Raw genomic sequence first — 22,057 nt, forward strand, 5'->3', positions numbered from 1 at the left:
ATTAATTCAGCACTGTTGGTTCAAGCCAACCCCAGAGCAATTTCCATCATATTCGTAAAAGCTAATTGTCTTTCCTCCGGTGTCGTTTGTTCATTTCTAATAATATGGTCACTTACCGTCAAAATGGTTAACGCATTAACACCAGCATACGCAGCATTCATGTAAAGGCCTGCTGTTTCCATTTCTACACAAAGAATCCCCATTTTCCGCCATTTTTCGATCGCAGTAGGGTCAGCATTGTAAAAAATATCGCTAGTAAGTACATTTCCGACATGAACTGGAAGACCCTTTGAATCTGCACCTTGCTTTGCTTTTTCCAACAATGAGAAGGAAGCAATATTGGAAAACTCGCCTGGAAGGTTGTATTGATGGACATAACGAGAATCCGTCGATGCCCCCATTGCCAAAACAATATCATACAAATTCATCTGGTCTTGGATGGCACCACATGTACCAATCCGAATCAAATTTTTTACACCAAAAACATGAATCAGTTCCCACGAATAAAGACTCATACTAGGCATCCCCATGCCCGTTCCCATGACGGATACTTTTTTACCTTGGTAGGACCCTGTAAATCCGAACATATTTCGGACGGAATTAAATTGAACCGGATTCTCTAAATAGGTTTCAGCAATAAATTTTGCACGTAAAGGATCCCCAGGTAAAAGGATTGTCTCAGCAATTTCTACTCCATTTGGTTTAATATGTGGAGTTTCCTTTTGTTCGGTGTTATTACTCATGCTTTTCACTCCTTATATAAGAAAGTATCAAAGGTATTTTCCCATAAGTTTACCGTTTCATTCATCAAAAAAAGCAACTACATCTGTTACTTGTAGTTGCTCGTGCTCTTAATCGTGGTGCCTGACACCCCATTTGGCTTTTGCTTCGATGCGGCGCTGATGTAAGATTGGCTCGGTGTAGCCGTTTGGCTGGTCGTAACCCTTAAATACTAAGTCGCAAGCTGCTTGAAAGGCGACAGATTGTTCAAAATCTAGAGCCATTGGACGATACGCCGGATCTCCTGAGTTTTGCTGGTCGACCACCTTGGCCATTCTCATTAAGGTTTCCCATACCTGCTCCTTCGAACAAATTCCATGATGGAGCCAGTTGGCGATATGCTGGCTCGAAATCCGGAGTGTCGCACGGTCTTCCATCAACCCAACATGATTAATATCCGGTACCTTCGAACAGCCAACCCCCATTTCTACCCAGCGAACAACATAACCCAGGATTCCTTGTGCATTATTATCAAGTTCTTGTTGAATTTCCTCAGTTGTCCAGTTAGTATTTTCAGCAACAGGAATGGCTAAAATCTGATCTCTTAGATCCTGAATATTCGTTGCTAACTCAGCTTGCACCTTTGAAACATCTATTTGATGATAATGCAGCGCATGCAGGGTTGCGGCGGTTGGTGAAGGCACCCAAGCTGTCGTCCCGCCTGCTTGAAGATGGCCGATTTTTTGCTTGAGCATTTCGGCCATAAGGTCCGGCATTGCCCACATTCCTTTCCCAATCTGGGCCCGGCCCTTTAATCCAGCTGCCAGCCCTACAAATACATTCGATTTTTCATAGCTTTGCAGCCATGTAGAAAATTTCATTTCGTTTTTCCGAATAACTGCCCCGATTTCCATCGATGTATGGATTTCATCTCCGGTCCGGTCCAAGAACCCCGTATTAATGAAGACAATTCGATCCCTTACTTCACCAATGCAATTTTTCAAGTTCAAAGACGTTCGGCGCTCTTCATCCATGACCCCAATCTTTAGCGTATTCCGCTCAAGTCCAAGCATATCTTCCACGCGATTAAATGTCTCGTTGGCGAAAGCCACCTCTTTAGAGCCATGCATTTTTGGCTTAACAATATAAATCGATCCCTTTGCAGAGTTCTGATATGGACCGTTTGCCAAAAGTGAATGCTTGGCAATTAAACTAGTAACGACAGTATCCATTAAGCCTTCTGGTACCTCGTTTCCATCCTTATCTAAAATCGCTGGACTCTTCATGAGATGTCCGACAATGCGGACAAACATGAGGGAACGCCCTTTTAAGGCAAATTCCTCACCAGTAGGAGTGAAATAATATCGGTCAGGACTCAGCGATCGAGTAATCGTCTTATTATTTTTAGAAAAAGCAGCAGTTAAGTCACCTTTCATCAATCCGAGCCAATTGGAATAAACGAGGACCTTATCTTCTGCATCCACTGCGGCAACGGAATCCTCACAATCCATAATTGTAGTAAGAGCTGACTCTATGAAAATATCTTTAACGCCAGCTTGGTCGGTTTTTCCTATTGGATGGCCTGGATCGATTTGGATTTCAAAATAGAGACCATTATTTTTCAGCAAAATGGCGGAAGGTTCTCCAGGATTCCCTTGGTAGCCACAGAGTTGAGCTTCATCTTGAAGCCCAACCAATGCGCCGCTGCCAAGTAAAACCGTTAATCGTCCATTAACGATCGAATATTTGATTACGTCCTTATGTGAAAACTGCTTCAGCGGGATGGCTTGATCAAGGAACTCTCTTGCAAAAGCAATAACTTTTTCTCCGCGAATCGAATTGTAAGCCCCTGCACGCATAGCGCCCTCATCTTCACTAATCGCATCCGTACCATATAAGGCGTCATAAAGACTTCCCCAACGGGCATTAGCTGCATTTAACGCATAACGGGCATTATCGACTGGAACGACGAGCTGCGGCCCAGCTTTTAAGGCTACTTCTTCATCCACATTTTCCGTGCCTATCTGAAAATCAGCCGTCTCCGGTTCTAAATAGCCAATTTCTTGCAAAAATAATTTATAATTTTCAAAATGGAAGGTTTTATTGATCCTGTGCCAAGTATTGATTTTATGCTGTAGGTCATCTCGTCGAGCAAGTAGTTGGTTGTTGAGGGGTGTCAAATCAGCAAGGAGTGCTTCAAAATCACTCCAGAACTGCTCACGGTCCAAACCCGTTCCTGGTAATGCGCTGTCGTTAATAAAATGATAAAGTACATCCGCTACTTGAAGATTACCTATTTTTACATAGTTTGACATCTTTCCATTTCCCCCTTATGTAGCTTAAACTTTTACATCGGTTTACAACTTATGAATCTGCGAATCTCTTTGCTGTTTAACACCTGCCCTCCCTTCTAGTGCTGACCAAGGACACAGTTACCTACAATAAAAAAAATGAAACGCTTCCTTTATTATACAATACTTAAAACGAGAAAAAACCTTACAGTGAGCAAGGTTTTTTAAAATTTTATAAATTTAGCATTATGGCAGAAACAGCTGTTATTTGAATATATCCTACAGAAAAAAATTACTTCACTGAGAGAATTCTGATTTCATTTTCTGCCTCAACCAGCCGGCCGAATCTGTAGCCTTCAATGAGAACATGCCTCTCATGATCACTTAGTCGACGCTTCCATTTCGTTTCTAAAAAATAGATGACTTCGTTATAGTACATTTCCGGGTATTCAAAAGGTTTATTCATACATATGTCTCCTTCCTTATCTTAATCACCCTCTGCTTATCATTCTTGACAATTTACAGAGAAATTAAAAATAAGATTTTTATCAACAAATTTAGCAATCAACTCAAAAAACAATATCAAAGGACAGGAACCCTGCCAGCCTCCTGTTTATGGTTTAATCATTTAGGGTAAATTGAAAGGCAGAAGAATTCGTTTCTTAAAGGAGAAGAAAATGGCGGAGAATAATAACATGACAAATTACCCTAAAAATCTCTGGTCCGGCTTTCTTTTTGGGATAGGACTTGTCGCTTTTATCGATGAAGCAGTTTTTCATCAACTACTGCATTGGCATCATTTTTACGATAAATCCACGACAGGGGTCGGGCTTGTTTCCGATGGATTTTTTCATGCCTTTAGTTGGTTTGCTACAGTAGGATCCTTATTCATGCTTTCCGACCTTCGCCGCCAAGGTGGTTGGCTGCCGATGAGGTGGTTTGGAGGGTTATTACTTGGTGCAGGTGGATTTCAATTATACGATGGTACCATCCAGCATAAATTAATGGGGCTGCACCAAATTCGCTACGATGTTAATATCGTCCCTTACGACATAGTTTGGTACATAACCTCAGTTTTGATGATCATAATTGGCATTGCTCTCCTCGTTCGCTCAAAAAGGAAATCAAGTAAAACAGGAGTTTCAACCAACCATGCAAATAATTAATCATCTTCAGCATAGGGCTGGGATGGAAACCCATGGACTAAGCCTCCAACTGATTTTATCAGTGCCGTTTATCATTGCATTAGTCATTTATCTTTACGCAGCCATCCGATCTAAGCGGCGAAAAAAATCATGGCGGTCTTACAGAATTGTCATGTGGATTACAGGTATTTTCTGTGCATTAGCGGCTATTATTGGGCCACTTGCTAGTAGTTCTCATCTAGATTTCACGGCTCATATGCTCGCCCATCTCCTTCTCGGAATGTTAGCGCCACTATTACTGGTCTTGGCATGCCCAATGACACTGATTCTTCGAACACTAGACGTGAAGCACGCACGGTCCTTATCCCATATTTTAAAAAGTAATCCCATTCGACTAATCAGTCATCCGATAACGGCCTCTCTCCTGAATGTTGGAGGCCTTTGGATACTATATACGACTAGACTTTATCAGACAATGGAACATAACGGGCTGGTTCAAATTGCGGTTCACCTGCACGTTTTTCTAGCAGGCTATCTTTTCACAGGTGCCTTTATTAAAGCGGATCTGCACCCACACCGGACGAGTTATCTCTACCGTTCATGTGTATTGATAATCGCCATGTCAGGTCACGGCATCCTTTCAAAATATATTTATGCTCATCCTCCTCTGGGAGTTCCGATTGACCAAGCCAAAACGGGCGGATTAGTCATGTATTATGGCGGCGATCTCATTGATTTGATTCTGATTACCATTCTTTGTTACCAATGGTTTAAAGAAACCCGACCCAGAATGAATGAGGCTTTTAATGTATTAAATAAGTAAAAAGACTGTCCCAAGAAATCTTGGGGCAGCCTTTCATTTACCGACGCAGCACTTTTTTCCCTTTTGCAGGCAATCGAGCGCTCTTCATTTACCGGCGCGGCACTTTTTTTCCTTTTGCGGGCAATGGAGTGCTCTTTCATTTTCCGGCGCGGTGATTTTTTCGCTTTTGCGGGCAATCGAGCGCTCTTCATTTACCGGCGCGGCACTTTTTTCCCTTTTGCGGGCAATCGAGAGCTCTTTCATTTTCCGGCGCGGTGATTTTTTCGCTTTTGCGGGCAATGGAGTGCTCTTTCATTTACCGGCGCAGCACTTTTTTCCCTTTTGCGGGCAATGGAGGAACTTCATTTACCGGCGCGGCACTTTTTTCCCTTTTGCGGGCAATGGAGTGCTCTTTCATTTACCGGCGCGGCACTTTTTTCCCTTTTGCGGGCAATCGAGAGCTCTTTCATTTACCGGCGCAGCACTTTTTTCCCTTTTGCGGGCAATGGGGCAGCCTAATGTCTTATGTAACTTCCTCATCACTTTGTTTAGTTAAATAATAATTTACTAACTCCGGATATTCTTTTATTTCTGCTATCCCCTTTTCCGTTATCACATAGGTTCCTCGTTTAATTCTTTCAAACCAGCCATAATAGTTCTTCGTCAAAATGGATGAGGTATTTTTCCCCGTTCCTAATTGAATTAACCTCCTAGGTGACAATGGACCCAAACATTCAAGATTACAAGCAATTTGGATACAATTTTCTTTATATGCAGTCATAATCTTGGTCCGATTACTGCCTCCTACATTATAGTCTGCACTGCGGCCATTAATTTCCTTTATAATAGACTCACGCTTTAGTTTGTTTTTTCTATGCTTAAATGGCGCAGGATTAAATATTATTTCTGCTTTTCCGCGTTTTCCAGGGCTTGAAACAACGATTAATCCCAGCTCCAGCCTGCGAATTAAATGGCATTTCTCTGTCCACTTCTTGGAATTCATCCGATGTTTCGGCTTCGGGATCGCCACATAAACTTTATCTGTAATCCGCTGCCTTTTGGCTGCTTGGATTAGTAAGTCCACACTTAAAGTGAGCTTTAATTCGACAACAACTAACTCTTCATCCTTGACTGCAACAATATCACAGTCTTTCACCTCACCGTAAACCTCATAACCTTCACGGACAAAATAGGTCTGAATGGGTTTATACAAATCTATTTCTTGCAGCTTCTTTGTTTCCTTCATGCTGTATCACCATCCCAATGCAAACCTTAAGCATCTTGTTTTTCCCAATATTCATAGATTAATTTTTGAAACATTTCATTCAAACTTTTCTTTTTATGTTTTTTAATCCATTCGACCTGGTCGATTGGTAAATTTAGTTTAATACTAACGTCCTCATTGGGCATTTCGACTTTTCTTATTTCTTCTATTGTAATGCCATCTTCTATATTCGGAAACCAAGAATCATTTTCGCCAACACGAGTAAATCCTTCGTAATCATGAATATCATCGAGTTCACAGAATAAATTTATTTGTGGTAATCCGCCAGTCAATATTTTCACGTGCATGATGGAATTGATAATTCTACCATCCTTTAATTCTATCTCGACAATGACGTTTTCGACGGTCTTATATTTTTTTACAACAACCTCACTCACAATCAGGTCCAATTCTAAGGTAAAGCCGGAGCTCGATTCAAAGATATAGATTCCGTTTCTAAAAACATGGATACTTTCACCATCGATTGTCACTGATTTTACAACTACCATAAACCTATCCTCCATACATTTGTTTAAATCATTCTATACCGAAAATTCACTCTTTAAATTTACCATAGTAATGTGGTCAGTTGTATTTTTCCTATAAACTTTTAATAAACAATAATTTCTATGCCAATGGGGAATATTAAAAGTGGAAATTCATTGGAAAGAGGTGCATGTGTATATGAATCAAAATTATTCCATTGATCCTAACCAAATACCTAAATTCACTAGTCATGAGGAAGCAAGAGCGTGGTTTAAAGGGCAATATGGGGATCGATTTTTACTGAGGATGACAGATTTGAAAGATGGAAGAAGAGTGAATTTCTATCATCTCGTCAAAGATCCTGAAGTGTACAAGCCATACATGGAGAGCTTTGCAAGCGTCGTTCCGCATGAAATCACCAATATTAACACCTTTAAAAGCTATACAACCATCGAAATTGATGAAAATGGTCAGGTGGATATCAAGGATTAAAAATAGGATGTAAACACCAGTGCTTTAATAGTAAAAGGTTGCTCCTACAGTTAGTTAATTAACCATGTAGCAGCAGCCTTTATTTAAATCCCTATTTCCTATTTACGGCTTCTGCAAAAATAAATAAATCACGAAAATATTGTTGCATTTGAATAATAGATATATCGTTACTCCTTAGTAACCCTAAGGTGTCCCTATTTAAACAACAGCCATCACAGATTTTCTTCCACGCTGGTGTTAGCCAGTTCTGAAGTGAGGATAGGAACCGATGTTGCATTTTTACATGCTCAAATAGAAGAATTTTTCCACCTGGCTTACAAACTCGTTTCATTTCTATAATGGCTTTTTCAGGATTGGGAATGGTACAAAATACTAGTGTTGCCACAACTGTGTCAAAAGTATCCGCTTCAAATGGCAATTCTTCAGCACTTGCCTGTACTATTTCGATAGGGACAACTGCTTGTCTATGCTTAGATAATGAACGCTCAATCATGTACTGACTTGGTTCAATCGCAGTTACTTTTACAGGTTCCTCATATAAAGGAAAATTAATCCCCGTACCAGACCCTAATTCAAGAACGCTTCCCGTTGTCTTCGCAAGGAGTTCCTTACGAATTCTCTTAAACTTCTTTTTCTCCAACGGCTTCATAAAAAAATCATACCAATTGGCAAACAAACGGCTCAAAATTCTTCACTCCAAATATGTAATTAAAGTTTACATAATAAATTTATAGGTAACTGAGTTGATATAACAAATTAACATTTCCTTTGACAAAATATCGTTTGACGGCCTTCGTGTTCACTTTCTTCAAAAAAGAGAACATTCCAATCTCCAAATTCAGCCAGCAGCTCATTAGGCTGGAGTTTATATTGATTAGATACACCTGGACTATTGGTCCCCGGTGATTGATAAAAGGTTTCCATAAAAAAATATCCACCGTCTTTAATCAAGCTCTTCACGATTGGAAAAAGTTTACGATCGAGGTAATAGGAAATGACAACTACGTCGTAATGATGGCTGGCCCAGATAGGATTATTCAAATCGGTTAGATCACAAACTTGGGCTTGAATCTTGAGATGATTCTGTGCAGCACCTTCCCTAATAAAGTTAATAGCAACATCCGAAATATCAACGGCCTGAACTTGATAGTTCATTCGCGCAAGGAAGAAGCTGTTCCCTCCAAGTCCACTAGCTAGATCAAGCGCAGTTCCACCCTGAAGGTAATCAGACAGGTATTTTAATCTTGTGTTGGGTACAGGCTCCTTCAAGTCATTCATGCGTTCTTTATATTTTAAATTCCATTTCGTCTTACTGTCCATTTGATAATACTCCTCAACTTCGTAATTCTTAACTCTGATTTAAACCTAACATCATCAAAGATGAGATGTCCACTGCAGGTTGGTAGTAATTTTAATAATTAAAATTTTTATTTTGTTACATTCCAATATTAGTTAATTGTGTCTGATATAATAAAGGTATCTAAAATAGACTGAAAAATCAAAAAAAGGAGGACATAATGAGAAATTATATTATTAATCGCTTATTAAAACCCAAATATATAAAAATCATTAAGGCTGAAGGATATCCTTTTACCTTGCAGATTAAAAATATAAATATACTTTATGAACAAATGAACACATATAAAGACACTAAAAATATCCTTTGTCCGTCCAAACCGATTTTAATAGACCATCATGCGCTCGAACGATGGAACGAAAGAGTTGGCCCGATCGTCAGTCTAGACTCCTTGCAAAAATCATTGGAAATAATTTTTCGAAATTGTTCTTTTAGGATAGATCAACTCGCCCATGGCATTGGCTCCATTGATAATGATATAGTCTTTACTTATGAAAACACTGATAAAGCATTTAAAATCACCACATTTTATGGACGGAAGAACTTACATCCTAGTCTAAATCAGGTCAAGAACCTAAGAAGATATAACTTGCATCGCAATGAATATATTAATTTAGCTCTTACCATAGAAGAATTAAATAGGCAGAACTTGCCGCTAATCCCCAAAGAAATGATTCATTTCCAAGGTAGAATTACTTCCTACATTCTAGAAAAGTATATGATTTCTGATAGGAAACAACCCTGTTTTCTTTGTTATAGTAAAGAGAATAAAAGTAATGACTATTTTTCATTTGTGATTGACTTAGAAAATCCAGAAGAAATGATGATCCCTAATAATGTTTTATATCTTATAAACAAACTTGGCTACGGTGATTTCATCTTAAAATACTTTTCATATCACAACCCTGAAAAATTGGATAGGGCAAGAAGCAAGGCCCTCGACTATTATTTAACTTCAATGCACAACGGGGTGTTTTTTAATTAGGCTGTGTTAAGCTTGGCTGTTGATTTCCGTTCCAGGCACGAGCGGTTCGCGGGCGTGCCGGGAAGCCTCCTCGTCGCTTTGCTCCTGCGGGGTCTCCCCTGCCCCGTACTCCCGCAGGAGTCTTCGTGCCTGAAACGAAGGTCAACAGAATCACAAAATCAACATTAACTTTTAACACAGCCATTAATTAAAACAGGTCGCCAAAAAGAATTGGCGACCAAATTTATTATTGATTATTTAACTGGCTGCATCAATGTTGCTTCATACTCCGTTAATGCTTCATCAAACATCCGGAGACCATCATCAATTTGTTCCTTGGTGACGACAAGTGGTGGAATCATTCGAATGACTTCTCCATGATTTCCGCAAAGATAGAATAGTACACCCTTTTCAAGAGCAAGATCAAGAATTTTTAACAATCCGTCTCCATTCGGTCCACCTGTGACTGGATCAATGATTTCAATTCCAATCATTAAACCCACTGCGCGGATGCTTCCTATTACTGGGTGTCGTTCCTTGATTTTTTCTAGCTCTTGAACAGCATAACTCCCCATATTTCTAGTGTTTTCAAGAAGGTTTTCTTCTTTCATCACTTCCAAAGTAGCCAGTGCAACAGAACAAGCAATCGGATTACCCCCAAAAGTCGTTCCGTGGCTTCCAAGCGGCCATTGTTTCATTAATTCAGCGGAAGCAACTGTTGCGCTAAGCGGCAGGCCATTGGCAATTCCTTTAGCGATTGCCATAATATCAGGGGTAACATCAAAGGTTTGAGCTGCGAACCATTGACCTGTACGGCCAAATCCGGTTTGAACTTCATCAAATATTAGTAAAATATTATGTCGATCACAAATTTCACGGACTTTTTTTAACCAGCCCTTCGGAGGAACAACATAACCGCCTTCACCGAGTACCGGTTCTAAAATAACACAGGCCACCTCTTCCGGTGTTACTTGATGACTAAATAATGAAGCGAAATCTTTTTCTAATTTCTCAATCACATAGGTCTCTGGGTCCATACCTTCTGGACACTCTTTAACATTCGCATAGGGTACTTGATAGGTAAGACCAGATGGCTGGATGAATTTCCGATATTTGCTTTTAGATGTAGTCACACTTAATGCACCTAACGAACGGCCATGAAAACAACCGGTAAAGGAAATAACATATGGACGTTTGGTTACATATTTTGCTAGTTTTAGAGCTCCCTCGATTGCTTCCGTCCCACTATTGGCAAAGAAAAAGCAATCAAGGTCTCCAGGTAAAATTTCGGCCAGTTCATCGGCCAATCGTAAAATGGACTCATACATAATTACGCCAGAAGGACCGTGCATCAATCCATCGGCAGCATCTTTAATCGCTTGGACCACCTTAGGATGACGGTGTCCGACATTTGTTACTGCAATCCCGGAGGTAAAATCAAGATATTTCTTTCCATCCACGCCAAAATAATAACAGCCTTCCTCTTTCACCACGGGTAAATTTGGATGATCCTTTGCCATGCTAGGTGCCAGTCGATTTGGCATATTTTTCACCAAGTGATCCCATTTGTTCTCCATACATTAACCTCCGTATTCGTATTACTTATCACTAAAAATTGCTGTTTTACTTAATCGCTTTTAATGTTTCATCTCGAATGAGTGACAATAATTCTTCTTTATACTCGGCAAACTGGGCGGAAGCTTTCACACTGAAATCCCTTGGCCGCTCCAATGCAATAGGGATCCTTTTCTTTAAACGCCCTGGTCTTGCGGTCATAACATATACCGAATCGGCTAAAAAGATCGACTCATCGACATCGTGAGTAATGAATAGAATGGTCTTTTTCGACTCTTCCCATGCTTTCAAGAGCACTTCCTGCATAATGTTACGTGTTTGGGCATCCAAAGCCCCAAACGGTTCATCCATTAATAGAATTTTTGGATCGTTGGCCAACGCTCGAGCAATCGCTACACGTTGCTTCATCCCGCCAGATAACTGAATCGGAAAATGATTCTCAAATCCTTCTAAACCGATTAATTGCAAGTAGTGTCTAGCGATATCGTCTCTCTCTTTTTGAGATACGCCCTTTAGCTTTAACCCAAAGGTAATATTGTCTTTCACTGATAACCATGGAAATAACGTGTATGATTGAAATACCATTCCACGATCAGGTCCAGGACCATGGATTTCCTGCCCATCAAGGAGCACATGGCCGGAAGTAGCTTCTTCTAACCCTGCGACAATCCTTAAAACGGTTGACTTCCCACAGCCAGAAGGTCCTAAAATCGTGACGAATTCCCCCTCCTCAATTGAAAAGGAGGTTTTTTCCAATGCGGTCGTTTCACCTTTTTTCGTTTTAAAAACTTTTCCAACCTCTTTTATTTCTAGTTTTGGGGTTCCAGTTATATTTAAAATAGATTCTCTCTGTTTTGGTACAACTATTTTTTCCTTTTCTTTAACATTCAATTGAGGTGTTACCATTAAAAACCATCCTTTCTCATCCAAGAAAACGAAGCCTTGTATATGGCTTTAAAGAGAATATCTGTAATCAGCCCCAGAATACCAATAATTAAGATTCCAACGATGATTTTATCTGGCTGTAGAAAACGAGAAGCCTGCATGATCATATACCCTAAACCGCTAGATGCACCAACAATTTCAGCAACAACTAAGTAAGTCCAAGCCCAGCCAAACGTAATCCGGAGGGTATCAACAATTCCTGGTAAAGAAGCAGGTAGGATAACTTTGGTAAACACTTGTGCCTTCTTTGCCCCTAATGTATAGGAAACATCGACTAAATCATTTTGAACATTCTTGGTGACGTCCATAATCATCAAAGTCAGCTGAAAAAATGTTCCAAGGAAAATTACGCTCATTTTTTCTGTCTCACCAAGACCAATCCAAAGAATCAGTAAGGGAATGAAAGCAGATGCAGGCATATAACGAATGAAACCAATAATTGGTTCAAAAGCTCCCTCCATAATCCTTAGTGAGCCCATTAAGATTCCAAGCGGTATGCCAATAATGGCTGCAGCAAGAAATCCAAACAGGACCCTAGTAAAACTGATCCCTATATCAGAAAGAATTTGACCATTTACGAACATATCCACTGCGGTAGACAATACTGCAGTAGGAGTAGGTAGGAATAAAGGATTGACGAACTGTCCATAACTAAGTACAGACCAAACTAATAGAAAAATAATAAATGTGATAAAGCCCGCTGACGTATAAAACACTTTGGGTATTTCCTTATTAGGAGTAAACAATTTTGCGATCAATTTTTTCACCTATTTTCTTATGCGTCTATTTTGTAAAAAAGCCTAACTGATGAGGTCAAAATACATCTCATAAGTCAGGCTGCTTAAAGTGAATCCTTAAACTAACTTAAACCTTATCATTATTGGAAACTTGGGTTGATAACATCTTCTGCTTTTGGCTCGGTTTTAAGAAGTTTTTGATCCTTATAGAACGAAATCGCATTTTCAGTTGATTGATAGATGGAACCCTTTGCACTTTCTGTTCCAAATAACTTTTCATTATCCTCTTTCGAGAAGAATTTCAAACCAGTAACTGTTCCTTCAAATTCCTTGACATCAATATTTAAACCTTTAGCCATAATTTCATTGGCTTCTTTTTCATGTTCTTTCCAATATGTCATAGCTTCGCCCATCGCCTTAACAAAAGCTTTCACATCTTTCGGACGGTTCTTGATCACATCTTCTTTAAAGCTGACCGTATCGACGATGATTCCAGATAAATCTTTGGTTGTTAACAATACTTTACCGTTTGCTTGTGCCCCTTTTGATAACCATGGCTCCCATGTAACAGCTGCATCCACTTTACCCGCGGCAAAGGCAGCACCTGCATCACCGGCAGACATTTGCACCACTTGTACATCTTTTTCTGTTAATCCGCCTTGTTTTAATGCTTGTAATGCTAACATATGGCTAGTTGAACCAACTTCAAATGCAACTTGTTTGCCCTTTAAATCTTTCACACTATTAATTCCTTTTTTTACGAGAATTCCATCCCCGCCGTATGAATCATCCAATAACCAAACCACTTGTACTGGAATTTCAGATGCTGCTAAGGACACTTGTACATCCAGTGCCGTCGCCATCCCATCAATTTTCCCACTGGCTAATGCTTGTTTACGTTCTCCTAATCCTTCTACAATGGAAAGTTCAACATCAATCCCATTCTTTTCGAAAAAGCCCTTTTCTTTCGCTAAAAATAACGGACCGTACCCTGTCCAGGTTGGCAGTGTCACTTTCAATGGCTCAGACGACTTGCCATCCTTTGCACCACTTGCTACATCCTTTTTACCACACGCTGCTAGTGCAAATAGCAACACCAGTGAACAAATAACCAATAACCACTTTTTCACTTCATATTCCCCCTTGTTTTTAAAAATATAACGATTTTTATCTGTTATTCTATTAAACAGAGTTAAGAATGAATGACACCGGATAACATTTCATTCCCTATTTGGTCAGCGTGGCGAACAGCATCAATTACCATTTCAGGTGAGACTTCAAATGGCATATTTGCCATATCCTCGATGGTAACGGTAATTTCACCAAACTTCTTCCACTGACTTTCTGTTAAGTTCGTTATTCCCATTTGCTTTAAAGTAAATGGAAGTCCTACTTCCTGGTAATAACTGATTAACTTTTTCAGTTCGTCCTCGCTGGTATTCTCCATACACAACTGTGCAAGGATTCCAAAGGCAACAATTTCCCCGTGATAGGTATGATGTACTTCAGGAAAAATCGTTAACCCAGAATAAATCGCATGGGCTCCTGCTGTTCGGCAGTCATCCCCGCCATACCCACTGACACTGCCACTGACTAAAATAATGGTGTCAATGACATCTTCTAACTCTTTTGTCACTGTTTGGGTTCGAACAGATGTAACAGCTTTTTTCCCAATTTGAAGCAGCGTTTGATAAACCTGTCCAGCTATCGCAACAGCTGTCTGATTTAATATGTTAGGCGTCGCTTTTTTCACAGAGGATTTGGTCTCAAACCATTTTGCCAATGTATCTCCAATACCTGCGATTAAAAAGCGAACAGGTGCGTTCAAGATGATTTCCGAATCGACTAAGACTAATTCAGGTGCCTTCGACTTTCTCTCAATCCCAATAAATTCACCATCATTACTATATAGGATGGTAATAGGCGTAGCTGCTGCACAGGTTGCTGCGATGGTTGGGATAGCTACTAACGGTTTGTTAAGCTGATAGGCAACAGCTTTAACTGTATCAATGGCTTTGCCTCCACCCGTCGTAATAAGAACATCAATCTGTTCATCCTTTAAGTCAGCTACTAATCGATCAATATTCGCCTGAGATGATTCTCCACCATACCAAAGCGAATGTTTTAATAAAATCTCGTGTTCTGACAAACTCTTTCTTAATGAATCTTCTATTAGTCCTCTACTAATCTGGCCTCCAATAAGAGCGGCTGTTTTTCCAAAGTTTTTTATGTACCTACCCGTATCTTCTAGTAAACCACTATTTCTAATATATTGAGCTGGACCCACCGTTACTTTCATATTACACCTCGAATCCCTTATAAATTATTTAAAAATGAATAATATTCTTTAAATATAAATACTTGTCTACTTTATGTCAATATATTTTCTTAATATTCTATTATCAAGTAAAAATACAAATATCACTATAAAAATACATAAAATATACTATTTAGAAATATTACCTTTTATTATTGTTGTATAAATATAATCAACCGCTTTCTTTTTCGCTTTGAAATGACCCCCTTTTGATAAGGATTTCGATGCTTGTGTGGTCGCTTTTTTGTGTCTTACACCTAAATAATTATGCAAGTTTTATGCCAGTTTTAATCTATTCCGTACTTTTTGAGCTTTCTAAACACAGAAGGCTGACTTATCCCTAATGCTTTTGCCATGTCTATTGTTGTTTTGTATTGTTTCCTAGCTTTAAGTAACACTTGCTTTTCCACACTATCCAGAATCTCATTTAATGAACGATTATTGTCATCAACAGATGTCTCAGGAGGATAAGATCTTCGAAAATGAGGCGGCAGGTTTTCGATTTCTATCAGTTGTTTCGGAGAAGTAACTACCAGTCTTTCAATTAAATTGATTAATTCTCGGACATTTCCCCTCCACTCTTGTGTAAATAACAGATGCAAAACACCTTCATCAAGGCTTCGTTCACGGTGATACTTTTTAGAAAAATACGTTAAAAAGTATTCCATTAACGGGATTATATCGGTTGATCGCTTTCTTAATGGCGGGATGGTAATGGGTACAACATTTAAACGAAAGTAGAGGTCATGTCTAAAGATTTTTTCTTCCACTGCTTTCTCTAAGTCTCTATTTGTTGCGGCAAGAATACGAAAGTCAACGGTTCGCAGCTTCGTTCCACCAACACGGTAAAATTGCTTTTCTTGAATGAATTTGAGGATTTTCACTTGATTGGCTAACGATAACTCACCAATTTCATCTAAAAATAAGGTCCCGCCTTCTGCAAGCTCAGCTAGACCCATCTTGCCCTTTGAATGAGCCCCAGTAAATGCCCCTGACTCATACCCGAAAAACTCTGCCTCAAACAGCGCTTCGGGGATCGCACCGCAGTTTACCTCGATAAAAGGGCCGTCTTTACGAGAACTTTTTTTATGAATGAATTTAGCAATATGTGTTTTCCCTACACCGGTTTCGCCGAGCAGCAACACATTGACATCAATTTCAGCCACTTGCATGGCGAGTTGAAGTACTTTTTTCATTTCCGTACTCGTTGCAATCATTCCGTCTGAATCAAATTGAAGATTTCTTAGCATTTCCAGTTCACTTTTCACTCGTTCCATTTCGTCTTCGATGTCCGTTAAGTATTTTTTCATGTTAAGTAACTCGGTAACATCATGTGAATAACTGACAATCCGTACTAAACGATCGTTTTGATCGAAGACAGGAATCCCGGTTACAAGTAACTTATCCCCGTTATTAGTTGTTTGAACCAGGGTTATTTTCTTTTTTTCTTTAATCACCAACGGCGTCAAAATCGGTGTAAAAACCCCTTCTTTTTCAAGTTCATAAACGGACCGACCGACCATTTCATTGGACTTCATATTATAGATTCCTTCAGTTGCTTCACTTACCTTCAAAATAATCCCATCTGTGTCGGTAACTAAAATATCGTCCTGTAATGAATGAAGAATGGCTTCACTTTCATTCCAAACTTTTTTTTCATCACTCACAAATTCCCCTCCCTTCTCGAACTTAACCAAGCAATATTTTATTCATTTTTGAATAGAAAATGAGGCAATCCTCTTGATAGTACAGTTATATCAGATAATTGATAAAATTTATACTTTTTTGAATAAATTATTCGAATTTGTATAATTAAAATCCTTCATCTGAAATTCAAGAGGCACTAATAGTGAATGAATGGGATGTAGTGGTTTCACATTCATAGTGATAACTTTAAAAGAGACATGCTATTACGCTATGATTACCAAAAATACCGATAAATTGATATAACGGACATCTTACGAGCTCTATGGTTACCACTAAGACTGAAAATTCGGTGCAATGGGCATCATACCCTCTCTATGATTACCGCTAAGACCGAAAATTCGGTGTAGCAGGCATCATACCCTCTCTTTGCTTTTTTGGATGAGACCGTTTGGGCTCAGCTACTTTTTTTATGATAAAATAGCAATATGACAATCGATGAAAAAATCTTATATGAGGTGAATAAATCTTGAATAGTAGAATTGCTTTATCGTGGAGTGGTGGGAAAGATTGTTGTATGGCCCTGGATACTCTACTATCCCAGGGATTTGAAGTGGTCTGCTTGGTTACAACTGTTCCCAAAGAACTTGGACGGACATTTGGACATGGCGAGCGAACGGAACTGATTAAACTACAAGGTGAATCTCTAAACATACCAGTTCATTTTATCGAATGTACATACGAAAGCTATACAAGTCAATTTGTCAAAGCAGTACAATACCTAAAAAATCAGTTTAATGTTAAGGGGATTGCCTACGGAGATCTATATTTAGACGAACATCGGGAATGGGGGGAAAAAGTAGCAGCCGCTGCAGATGTCGAAGCCCTGTATCCATTATGGATGAATAAAGCTGAAGCTTTACAATCTCTAGGTAGGTTTGTCCAATCTGGTTATGAAGCAATTGTGATTCGAGTACGGGAGAATGTTCTAGATGACTCCTGGCTTGGCAGAATGGTAAATGAGAACTTCCTGCGAGATGTACAAAAGACTACTATTTGTCCCATGGGAGAAGCTGGTGAATATCATACCTTTGTTTATGATGGACCATTATTTTCAAAAAGAATTCAATTAGAACAGGGAGAATTCATCCAGCTTGAAACGACAAAGAAACTAGAATTTAAGAGTTATAGCTTAATGGAGCGTTAAGACCACGATATGGGTTGAAAATAACAAAAAGGGGGGTCCCCCCTTTGTTATTTCAACCACTATTAATACGGATCGGAAGGTTCTCCCATTTCCTGCGCTTGTTTCACAGCATCTTCCATTTTTGATTCTGCAGTTTTCCCAGCCTCTTTTATCCCTTCTGCAATCCTTTTTCCATAATCAGGATCACATTGTGTTAACATATCCACCATTCGGTCTTGGATTTCTTTTCGACAAGAAGCAAGTGCTCCCGATAAGTTTGAAATTAATTCATTCTTCTCCCAGTCGTTAAATCGCCGGTATGTTTCACCAGCTTGACCAAAGTTATTTTCCCTAGAGATTCTTTCTCTTACAAGGTTTCCTTCTACAAATGGCTGATGTTCTTTACCAGGATTTTTGACTTCTTTTAATCCGCCAATAAGGGATGGTTCATAATTAACATGAGGATTTTTTAACTTCCCGAAATCCTGTCTATAATCCATTTGGCCCCCGTCTTGGTTTGTCGCAACATGAGTTTTCGGTCGATTGATAGGCAGCTGTAAGTAATTGGTTCCGACCCGGTACCGCTGAGTATCAGAATAAGAGTAGGTACGTCCCTGTAATAATTTGTCATCGGAGAAATCAAGGCCATCTACGAGCACACCAGTGCCAAAAGCAACTTGTTCCACTTCGGCAAAGTAATTTTCCGGATTTTTATTTAAGACCATTCTTCCAACTTTATGCCATGGAAAATCTTCTTTATACCATAGCTTGGTTGGATCGAGTGGATCGAAATCCAGTTCCGGATGCTCCCCATCTTCCATGATTTGAACATAAAGTTCCCATTCTGGATAATCACCTTTTTCAATCGCTTCATACAAATCTTGAGTCGCATGACTATAATTCTTGCTTTGAATTTCATCTGCTTCTTGTTGACTAAGATTTTTTATTCCTTGTTTTGGCTCCCAATGATATTTAACAAGAACTGCTTTACCTTCTTCATTCACCCACTTATACGCATGCACACCTGAGCCTTGCATTTGCCGGTAGTTGGCAGGAATACCCCACGGAGAAAATACAAAGGTGACCATATGCATGGATTCTGGTGTTTGACATAAGAAATCAAACATCCTCTCCGGATCTGACAGGTTCGTGACCGGACTTGGCTTAAATGAATGGACCATATCAGGGAATTTTAATGGATCTCTGATAAAAAATATCTTTAAGTTATTCCCTACTAAATCCCAGTTTCCATCCTCTGTATAAAATTTAATGGCAAATCCTCTCGGATCGCGTAATGTTTCTGGTGAATGCCCGCCATGAACGACGGACGAAAAACGCACAAATACAGGTGTTTGTTTTTCGGTATTCGTAAACACTTTTGCCCTAGTATATTTCGAAATCGGTTCACCATTTATCGTTCCGAATGACTCAAAATATCCATGAGCACCGGCACCACGCGCATGAACGATTCTCTCTGGAATTTTTTCTCGGTCAAAATGACTGATTTTTTCTATAAAATCATAATTCTCTAACGTCATAGGTCCGCGGTTTCCAACAGTACGAACATTTTGGTTATCTGTAACAGGGTGTCCTTGTCGGTTGGTTAGTATTTCTTCAGAATTGTCATTCTCTCCATTTACTTGATTGACCATTTATAACCCTCCTTTTTTACCTTTGTAAGTATTTCCAAAAGCTGATGAACTATGCAAAAGTTTCCAGCCCTCACAAGAAACTTGATATCTTTAAACTTTTAATTACATTGTGTGCTTTGATATGATAAACGGGAAGTTATAGGAGACCTAGATTTTATTTCAAAATACAAACGTAAGGGTGCCATCCATGAAAAAATATACACAAGTATTCCAAGGGACTGCTTTTTCCAGCAAGTCACCAAAAGAAATTCAACTATTAAAAGATCATCTTTTCTGTATTAATGAGAATGGTATGATTGAAAAAGTCGTTTCCCCAGAAGAGGTTGACTACCAGCCTTTATTAGACGCCTATCAAGAGGAAGAAAACTTTCATCGCTTAGCTGATGGTCAATATTTCTTACCTGGATTTGTCGATTTACATGTACATGCTCCCCAATGGGCTCAGTCTGGAACGGCATTAGATATTCCACTCTATGATTGGTTAAATACCTATACCTTCCCTCTTGAGTCGAAATTTTCGGATTTAGATTTCGCGAAAGATGTCTACCAAGATGTAGTTAGCACCCTACTCGCAAACGGAACAACTACTGCACTTTATTTCGCTACTGTACATAAAGAAGCAAGTTTATTACTAGCAGAAATTTGCGCTGAAAAAGGACAACGCGGACTAGTCGGAAAAGTTGTAATGGATAACCCTGAACAAAATCCAGATTATTATCGTGACGCAGATACACAAACTGCCTTAGCTGACACAGAGGAATTTATTTTAGCAGTAAATAAATTAGCAAAGAACACGAAACAGGGTGTTTATCCTGTTGTAACCCCACGCTTTATTCCAAGTTGTACGGATGATGCGTTAAAAGGTTTGGGAGAATTAGCTAAAAAATACGAAACGTATGTCCAATCGCACTGTAGTGAAAGTGATTGGGAGCATAGTTATGTTAAGAATCGCTTCGGAAAGAATGATGCGTTTGCTTTACATCAATTTGGTTTATTAACCGAAAAGTCGGTTATGGCTCATTGTAATTTCTTAGATGATGAAGACGCCGATTTATTTGCTGCCACAGGTACTGCTGTTTGCCATTGTCCCATCTCTAATGCTTATTTTGCCAATAGTGTCATACCCATCGCACATTTGCTTTCCAAAGGAGTTGAAATTGGTTTAGGAACCGACATTTCTGGCGGTTTCTCACCCAGCCTTTTTGATAATGTTAGACAAGCAGTGATTGTCTCTAGAATGTTAGAAGATGGTGTGAACGGCACCCTTTCTGCCGAGGAACGCGGTGTAGCTAATTCACGCATCACAATAAATGAAGCGTTTTATTTCGCAACCGCTGGTGGCGGAGATAGTTTAAATTTGCCGATTGGCCGCTTGGAGGAGAACTATTCTTGGGATGTACAAATCATTGATACATCAGTTGGATACGCAAAACTTCCTATTTATCATGCAAATGAAGATTTACATGATATCTTTCAAAAAATTATGTATCTAGTCAACCCAGAAAACATTCGTGAAGTTTGGGTACAAGGAGTCAAAGTTCATTCCCGTTAATAATATAAAAAAGTGACAGGCATCAACCATTTATTGGATTGCCTGTCACTTTATATTTAAACTCTCACTCTTTTATTGAAGCATGATATTTGAAAAAGATTTCTTCAATTTATTTATTGCTCGGCATATTTTTTAAAGTTATCTAAAATCGCCTGCCAGCCGGCTTGCTGCATTTCAATTGGATTGGTTGTTTCCGCATCAAAAGTTTCGATTACCTGGGTTTCGTTTCCTTGCCCATTAAATTTTATAGTAACCTTTCTTTCATCTCCTAAGGTATAAGAAATAACCTCATTTACTTTCACTTCATCATATATCCCACCAAAATCAAAACCAAAACTGCCATCTTTTGCTTCCATTCTTGTAAGGAATTTTCCGCCAACCGTTAAATCATTTTCAGCAACTGGCGTATGCCAGTCTTCTGAAGCATTGTTCCATTGGGTGATGTGTTTTGGCTCTGTCCAATATTCCCATACTTTTTCTACTGGCGCATGAACAGTTGTTTGTACAGTGATTTTTTCAAAATTGCTTTTTGTCATTTGAATTTCCACCTCTCATCATATACTGAGTTTAATATGTAGATTGATTCCTTCATGCTGTCACATACCTGTTAATATCTTATCAACTCCTTCCCGTAAGCGCAATCACTAGAAACACAATAAAACGAAAAAGCCAGATTGGGGTTGCCCATCCTGGCTAAATCACTTGGTGCCTGACACCTTATTCGGAGGTCCGTGGACTGCTTTCAAATCCTCCCTTTTTATGTGAACCATCACAGAACGGCTTTTTGTTGGAAAGGCCGCAACGGCAGAGATACACTTTTGCCTTCTTTGGATATTCCTTGCCCTCTGCATCGAATATCTGAAAATCACCACTTACCTGCAATGGACCATTATCATTAATCTTAATTTGATTTTCCATTCTTATCACA

The 22,057-nt window shown here is 39.2% G+C and carries 23 protein-coding genes; 6 read left to right on the forward strand and 17 right to left on the reverse strand.

Annotation, left to right across the window (positions count from 1 at the left end; translation table 11 throughout):
• Window positions 1–20: 20 nt before the first annotated feature.
• The 3 genes from deoD to QNH17_RS17455 all read right to left on the reverse strand — a co-directional run bounded on the left by deoD (window position 21) and on the right by QNH17_RS17455 (window position 3,477).
• Window positions 21–743: a purine-nucleoside phosphorylase gene (gene deoD, locus QNH17_RS17445; protein WP_283873837.1), complete on the reverse strand. Its 723-nt coding sequence runs from the start codon at window positions 741–743 to the stop codon at window positions 21–23.
• A gap of 108 nt (window positions 744–851) precedes the next feature.
• Complete coding sequence (locus QNH17_RS17450; RefSeq protein ID WP_283873839.1) at window positions 852–3,035, reverse strand: malate synthase G; 2,184 nt, start codon at window positions 3,033–3,035, stop codon at window positions 852–854.
• Between the two features lie 268 nt (window positions 3,036–3,303).
• A complete protein-coding gene (locus tag QNH17_RS17455) occupies window positions 3,304–3,477 on the reverse strand; it encodes a hypothetical protein (protein WP_180229986.1) in 174 nt (57 codons plus the stop codon).
• Window positions 3,478–3,706: 229 nt separating this feature from the next.
• Between QNH17_RS17455 and QNH17_RS17460 the strand changes: the two genes are divergently transcribed.
• Entirely contained in the window at window positions 3,707–4,177 is a 471-nt protein-coding gene (locus QNH17_RS17460) for a DUF2243 domain-containing protein (protein ID WP_283873844.1), read from the forward strand.
• Window positions 4,164–4,979, forward strand: a complete 816-nt coding sequence (locus QNH17_RS17465; RefSeq protein ID WP_283873846.1) for a cytochrome c oxidase assembly protein — start codon at window positions 4,164–4,166, stop codon at window positions 4,977–4,979. Before QNH17_RS17460 ends, QNH17_RS17465 begins: the two co-directional genes overlap by 14 nt.
• Before the next feature lie 84 nt (window positions 4,980–5,063).
• Here the strand turns inward: QNH17_RS17465 and QNH17_RS17470 are convergent, their stop codons facing one another.
• The 3 genes from QNH17_RS17470 to QNH17_RS17480 all read right to left on the reverse strand — a co-directional run bounded on the left by QNH17_RS17470 (window position 5,064) and on the right by QNH17_RS17480 (window position 6,731).
• Window positions 5,064–5,258, reverse strand: coding sequence for a hypothetical protein (locus tag QNH17_RS17470; protein WP_283873848.1), 195 nt, complete (start codon window positions 5,256–5,258; stop codon window positions 5,064–5,066).
• A 223-nt stretch (window positions 5,259–5,481) separates the two neighbouring features.
• Window positions 5,482–6,204, reverse strand: coding sequence for a DUF2161 domain-containing phosphodiesterase (locus QNH17_RS17475; RefSeq protein WP_283873850.1), 723 nt, complete (start codon window positions 6,202–6,204; stop codon window positions 5,482–5,484).
• Between the two features lie 26 nt (window positions 6,205–6,230).
• Window positions 6,231–6,731 (reverse strand): hypothetical protein, encoded by a 501-nt coding sequence (locus tag QNH17_RS17480; RefSeq protein WP_283873852.1) that lies wholly within the window; start codon window positions 6,729–6,731, stop codon window positions 6,231–6,233.
• Between the two features lie 142 nt (window positions 6,732–6,873).
• Between QNH17_RS17480 and QNH17_RS17485 the strand changes: the two genes are divergently transcribed.
• Window positions 6,874–7,200: a hypothetical protein gene (locus QNH17_RS17485; protein ID WP_283873854.1), complete on the forward strand. Its 327-nt coding sequence runs from the start codon at window positions 6,874–6,876 to the stop codon at window positions 7,198–7,200.
• Between the two features lie 91 nt (window positions 7,201–7,291).
• On the opposite strand, the gene QNH17_RS17490 is transcribed toward QNH17_RS17485, so the two are convergent.
• On the reverse strand, window positions 7,292–7,885 hold the full coding sequence (locus QNH17_RS17490; protein WP_283873855.1) for a class I SAM-dependent methyltransferase: 594 nt from the start codon (window positions 7,883–7,885) through the stop codon (window positions 7,292–7,294).
• A 71-nt stretch (window positions 7,886–7,956) separates the two neighbouring features.
• Entirely contained in the window at window positions 7,957–8,520 is a 564-nt protein-coding gene (locus tag QNH17_RS17495; RefSeq protein WP_283873857.1) for a class I SAM-dependent methyltransferase, read from the reverse strand.
• Between the two features lie 197 nt (window positions 8,521–8,717).
• Between QNH17_RS17495 and QNH17_RS17500 the strand changes: the two genes are divergently transcribed.
• A complete protein-coding gene (locus QNH17_RS17500) occupies window positions 8,718–9,542 on the forward strand; it encodes a hypothetical protein (protein ID WP_283873859.1) in 825 nt (274 codons plus the stop codon).
• A 233-nt stretch (window positions 9,543–9,775) separates the two neighbouring features.
• On the opposite strand, the gene QNH17_RS17505 is transcribed toward QNH17_RS17500, so the two are convergent.
• The 6 genes from QNH17_RS17505 to QNH17_RS17530 form a co-directional block, all read right to left on the reverse strand.
• Window positions 9,776–11,098: an aspartate aminotransferase family protein gene (locus tag QNH17_RS17505; RefSeq protein WP_283873861.1), complete on the reverse strand. Its 1,323-nt coding sequence runs from the start codon at window positions 11,096–11,098 to the stop codon at window positions 9,776–9,778.
• A 46-nt stretch (window positions 11,099–11,144) separates the two neighbouring features.
• On the reverse strand, window positions 11,145–12,002 hold the full coding sequence (locus tag QNH17_RS17510) for an ABC transporter ATP-binding protein (RefSeq protein ID WP_283873862.1): 858 nt from the start codon (window positions 12,000–12,002) through the stop codon (window positions 11,145–11,147).
• Complete coding sequence (locus QNH17_RS17515) at window positions 12,002–12,799, reverse strand: ABC transporter permease (RefSeq protein WP_026567547.1); 798 nt, start codon at window positions 12,797–12,799, stop codon at window positions 12,002–12,004. Before QNH17_RS17515 ends, QNH17_RS17510 begins: the two co-directional genes overlap by 1 nt.
• A gap of 119 nt (window positions 12,800–12,918) precedes the next feature.
• Window positions 12,919–13,908: an ABC transporter substrate-binding protein gene (locus tag QNH17_RS17520; RefSeq protein ID WP_283873865.1), complete on the reverse strand. Its 990-nt coding sequence runs from the start codon at window positions 13,906–13,908 to the stop codon at window positions 12,919–12,921.
• Between the two features lie 62 nt (window positions 13,909–13,970).
• Window positions 13,971–15,077, reverse strand: a complete 1,107-nt coding sequence (locus tag QNH17_RS17525) for an iron-containing alcohol dehydrogenase family protein (protein ID WP_283873867.1) — start codon at window positions 15,075–15,077, stop codon at window positions 13,971–13,973.
• Between the two features lie 305 nt (window positions 15,078–15,382).
• Complete coding sequence (locus QNH17_RS17530) at window positions 15,383–16,762, reverse strand: sigma-54 interaction domain-containing protein (protein ID WP_283873869.1); 1,380 nt, start codon at window positions 16,760–16,762, stop codon at window positions 15,383–15,385.
• A 506-nt stretch (window positions 16,763–17,268) separates the two neighbouring features.
• On the opposite strand from QNH17_RS17530, the gene QNH17_RS17535 reads away from it, so the two are divergent.
• Entirely contained in the window at window positions 17,269–17,946 is a 678-nt protein-coding gene (locus QNH17_RS17535; RefSeq protein ID WP_283873871.1) for a Dph6-related ATP pyrophosphatase, read from the forward strand.
• Between the two features lie 62 nt (window positions 17,947–18,008).
• Here QNH17_RS17535 and QNH17_RS17540 read toward each other — a convergent pair whose 3' ends face one another.
• A complete protein-coding gene (locus QNH17_RS17540; protein WP_283873873.1) occupies window positions 18,009–19,577 on the reverse strand; it encodes a catalase in 1,569 nt (522 codons plus the stop codon).
• 187 nt (window positions 19,578–19,764) lie between these two features.
• On the opposite strand from QNH17_RS17540, the gene guaD reads away from it, so the two are divergent.
• The gene (gene guaD / locus QNH17_RS17545; RefSeq protein ID WP_283873874.1) at window positions 19,765–21,129 is read left to right on the forward strand and encodes a guanine deaminase; all 1,365 of its coding nucleotides are present in this window, start codon (window positions 19,765–19,767) and stop codon (window positions 21,127–21,129) included.
• A gap of 113 nt (window positions 21,130–21,242) precedes the next feature.
• Here guaD and QNH17_RS17550 read toward each other — a convergent pair whose 3' ends face one another.
• A complete protein-coding gene (locus tag QNH17_RS17550) occupies window positions 21,243–21,665 on the reverse strand; it encodes an SRPBCC family protein (RefSeq protein ID WP_283873875.1) in 423 nt (140 codons plus the stop codon).
• Between the two features lie 181 nt (window positions 21,666–21,846).
• Window positions 21,847–22,047 carry a CDGSH iron-sulfur domain-containing protein gene (locus QNH17_RS17555; protein WP_283873877.1) on the reverse strand — a complete coding sequence of 67 codons (201 nt, stop codon included), beginning with the start codon at window positions 22,045–22,047 and terminating at the stop codon, window positions 21,847–21,849.
• Window positions 22,048–22,057: the final 10 nt, after the last annotated feature.

The organism is Neobacillus sp. SuZ13 (genome assembly GCF_030123365.1).
In the GTDB taxonomy this organism is placed as follows: Bacteria; Bacillota; Bacilli; order Bacillales; family Cytobacillaceae; genus Neobacillus.

What these genes read in the sequence shown, in the direction of transcription:
- deoD (WP_283873837.1), bottom strand. Translation starts at nt 743, where the DNA reads ATGAGTAATAACACCGAACAAAAGGAAACTCCACATATTAAACCAAAT.
- QNH17_RS17450 (WP_283873839.1), bottom strand. Translation starts at nt 3,035, where the DNA reads ATGTCAAACTATGTAAAAATAGGTAATCTTCAAGTAGCGGATGTACTT.
- QNH17_RS17455 (WP_180229986.1), bottom strand. Translation starts at nt 3,477, where the DNA reads ATGAATAAACCTTTTGAATACCCGGAAATGTACTATAACGAAGTCATC.
- QNH17_RS17460 (WP_283873844.1), top strand. Translation starts at nt 3,707, where the DNA reads ATGACAAATTACCCTAAAAATCTCTGGTCCGGCTTTCTTTTTGGGATA.
- QNH17_RS17465 (WP_283873846.1), top strand. Translation starts at nt 4,164, where the DNA reads ATGCAAATAATTAATCATCTTCAGCATAGGGCTGGGATGGAAACCCAT.
- QNH17_RS17475 (WP_283873850.1), bottom strand. Translation starts at nt 6,204, where the DNA reads ATGAAGGAAACAAAGAAGCTGCAAGAAATAGATTTGTATAAACCCATT.
- QNH17_RS17480 (WP_283873852.1), bottom strand. Translation starts at nt 6,731, where the DNA reads ATGGTAGTTGTAAAATCAGTGACAATCGATGGTGAAAGTATCCATGTT.
- QNH17_RS17495 (WP_283873857.1), bottom strand. Translation starts at nt 8,520, where the DNA reads ATGGACAGTAAGACGAAATGGAATTTAAAATATAAAGAACGCATGAAT.
- QNH17_RS17500 (WP_283873859.1), top strand. Translation starts at nt 8,718, where the DNA reads ATGAGAAATTATATTATTAATCGCTTATTAAAACCCAAATATATAAAA.
- QNH17_RS17505 (WP_283873861.1), bottom strand. Translation starts at nt 11,098, where the DNA reads ATGGAGAACAAATGGGATCACTTGGTGAAAAATATGCCAAATCGACTG.
- QNH17_RS17510 (WP_283873862.1), bottom strand. Translation starts at nt 12,002, where the DNA reads ATGGTAACACCTCAATTGAATGTTAAAGAAAAGGAAAAAATAGTTGTA.
- QNH17_RS17525 (WP_283873867.1), bottom strand. Translation starts at nt 15,077, where the DNA reads ATGAAAGTAACGGTGGGTCCAGCTCAATATATTAGAAATAGTGGTTTA.
- QNH17_RS17540 (WP_283873873.1), bottom strand. Translation starts at nt 19,577, where the DNA reads ATGGTCAATCAAGTAAATGGAGAGAATGACAATTCTGAAGAAATACTA.
- guaD (WP_283873874.1), top strand. Translation starts at nt 19,765, where the DNA reads ATGAAAAAATATACACAAGTATTCCAAGGGACTGCTTTTTCCAGCAAG.
- QNH17_RS17550 (WP_283873875.1), bottom strand. Translation starts at nt 21,665, where the DNA reads ATGACAAAAAGCAATTTTGAAAAAATCACTGTACAAACAACTGTTCAT.
- QNH17_RS17555 (WP_283873877.1), bottom strand. Translation starts at nt 22,047, where the DNA reads ATGGAAAATCAAATTAAGATTAATGATAATGGTCCATTGCAGGTAAGT.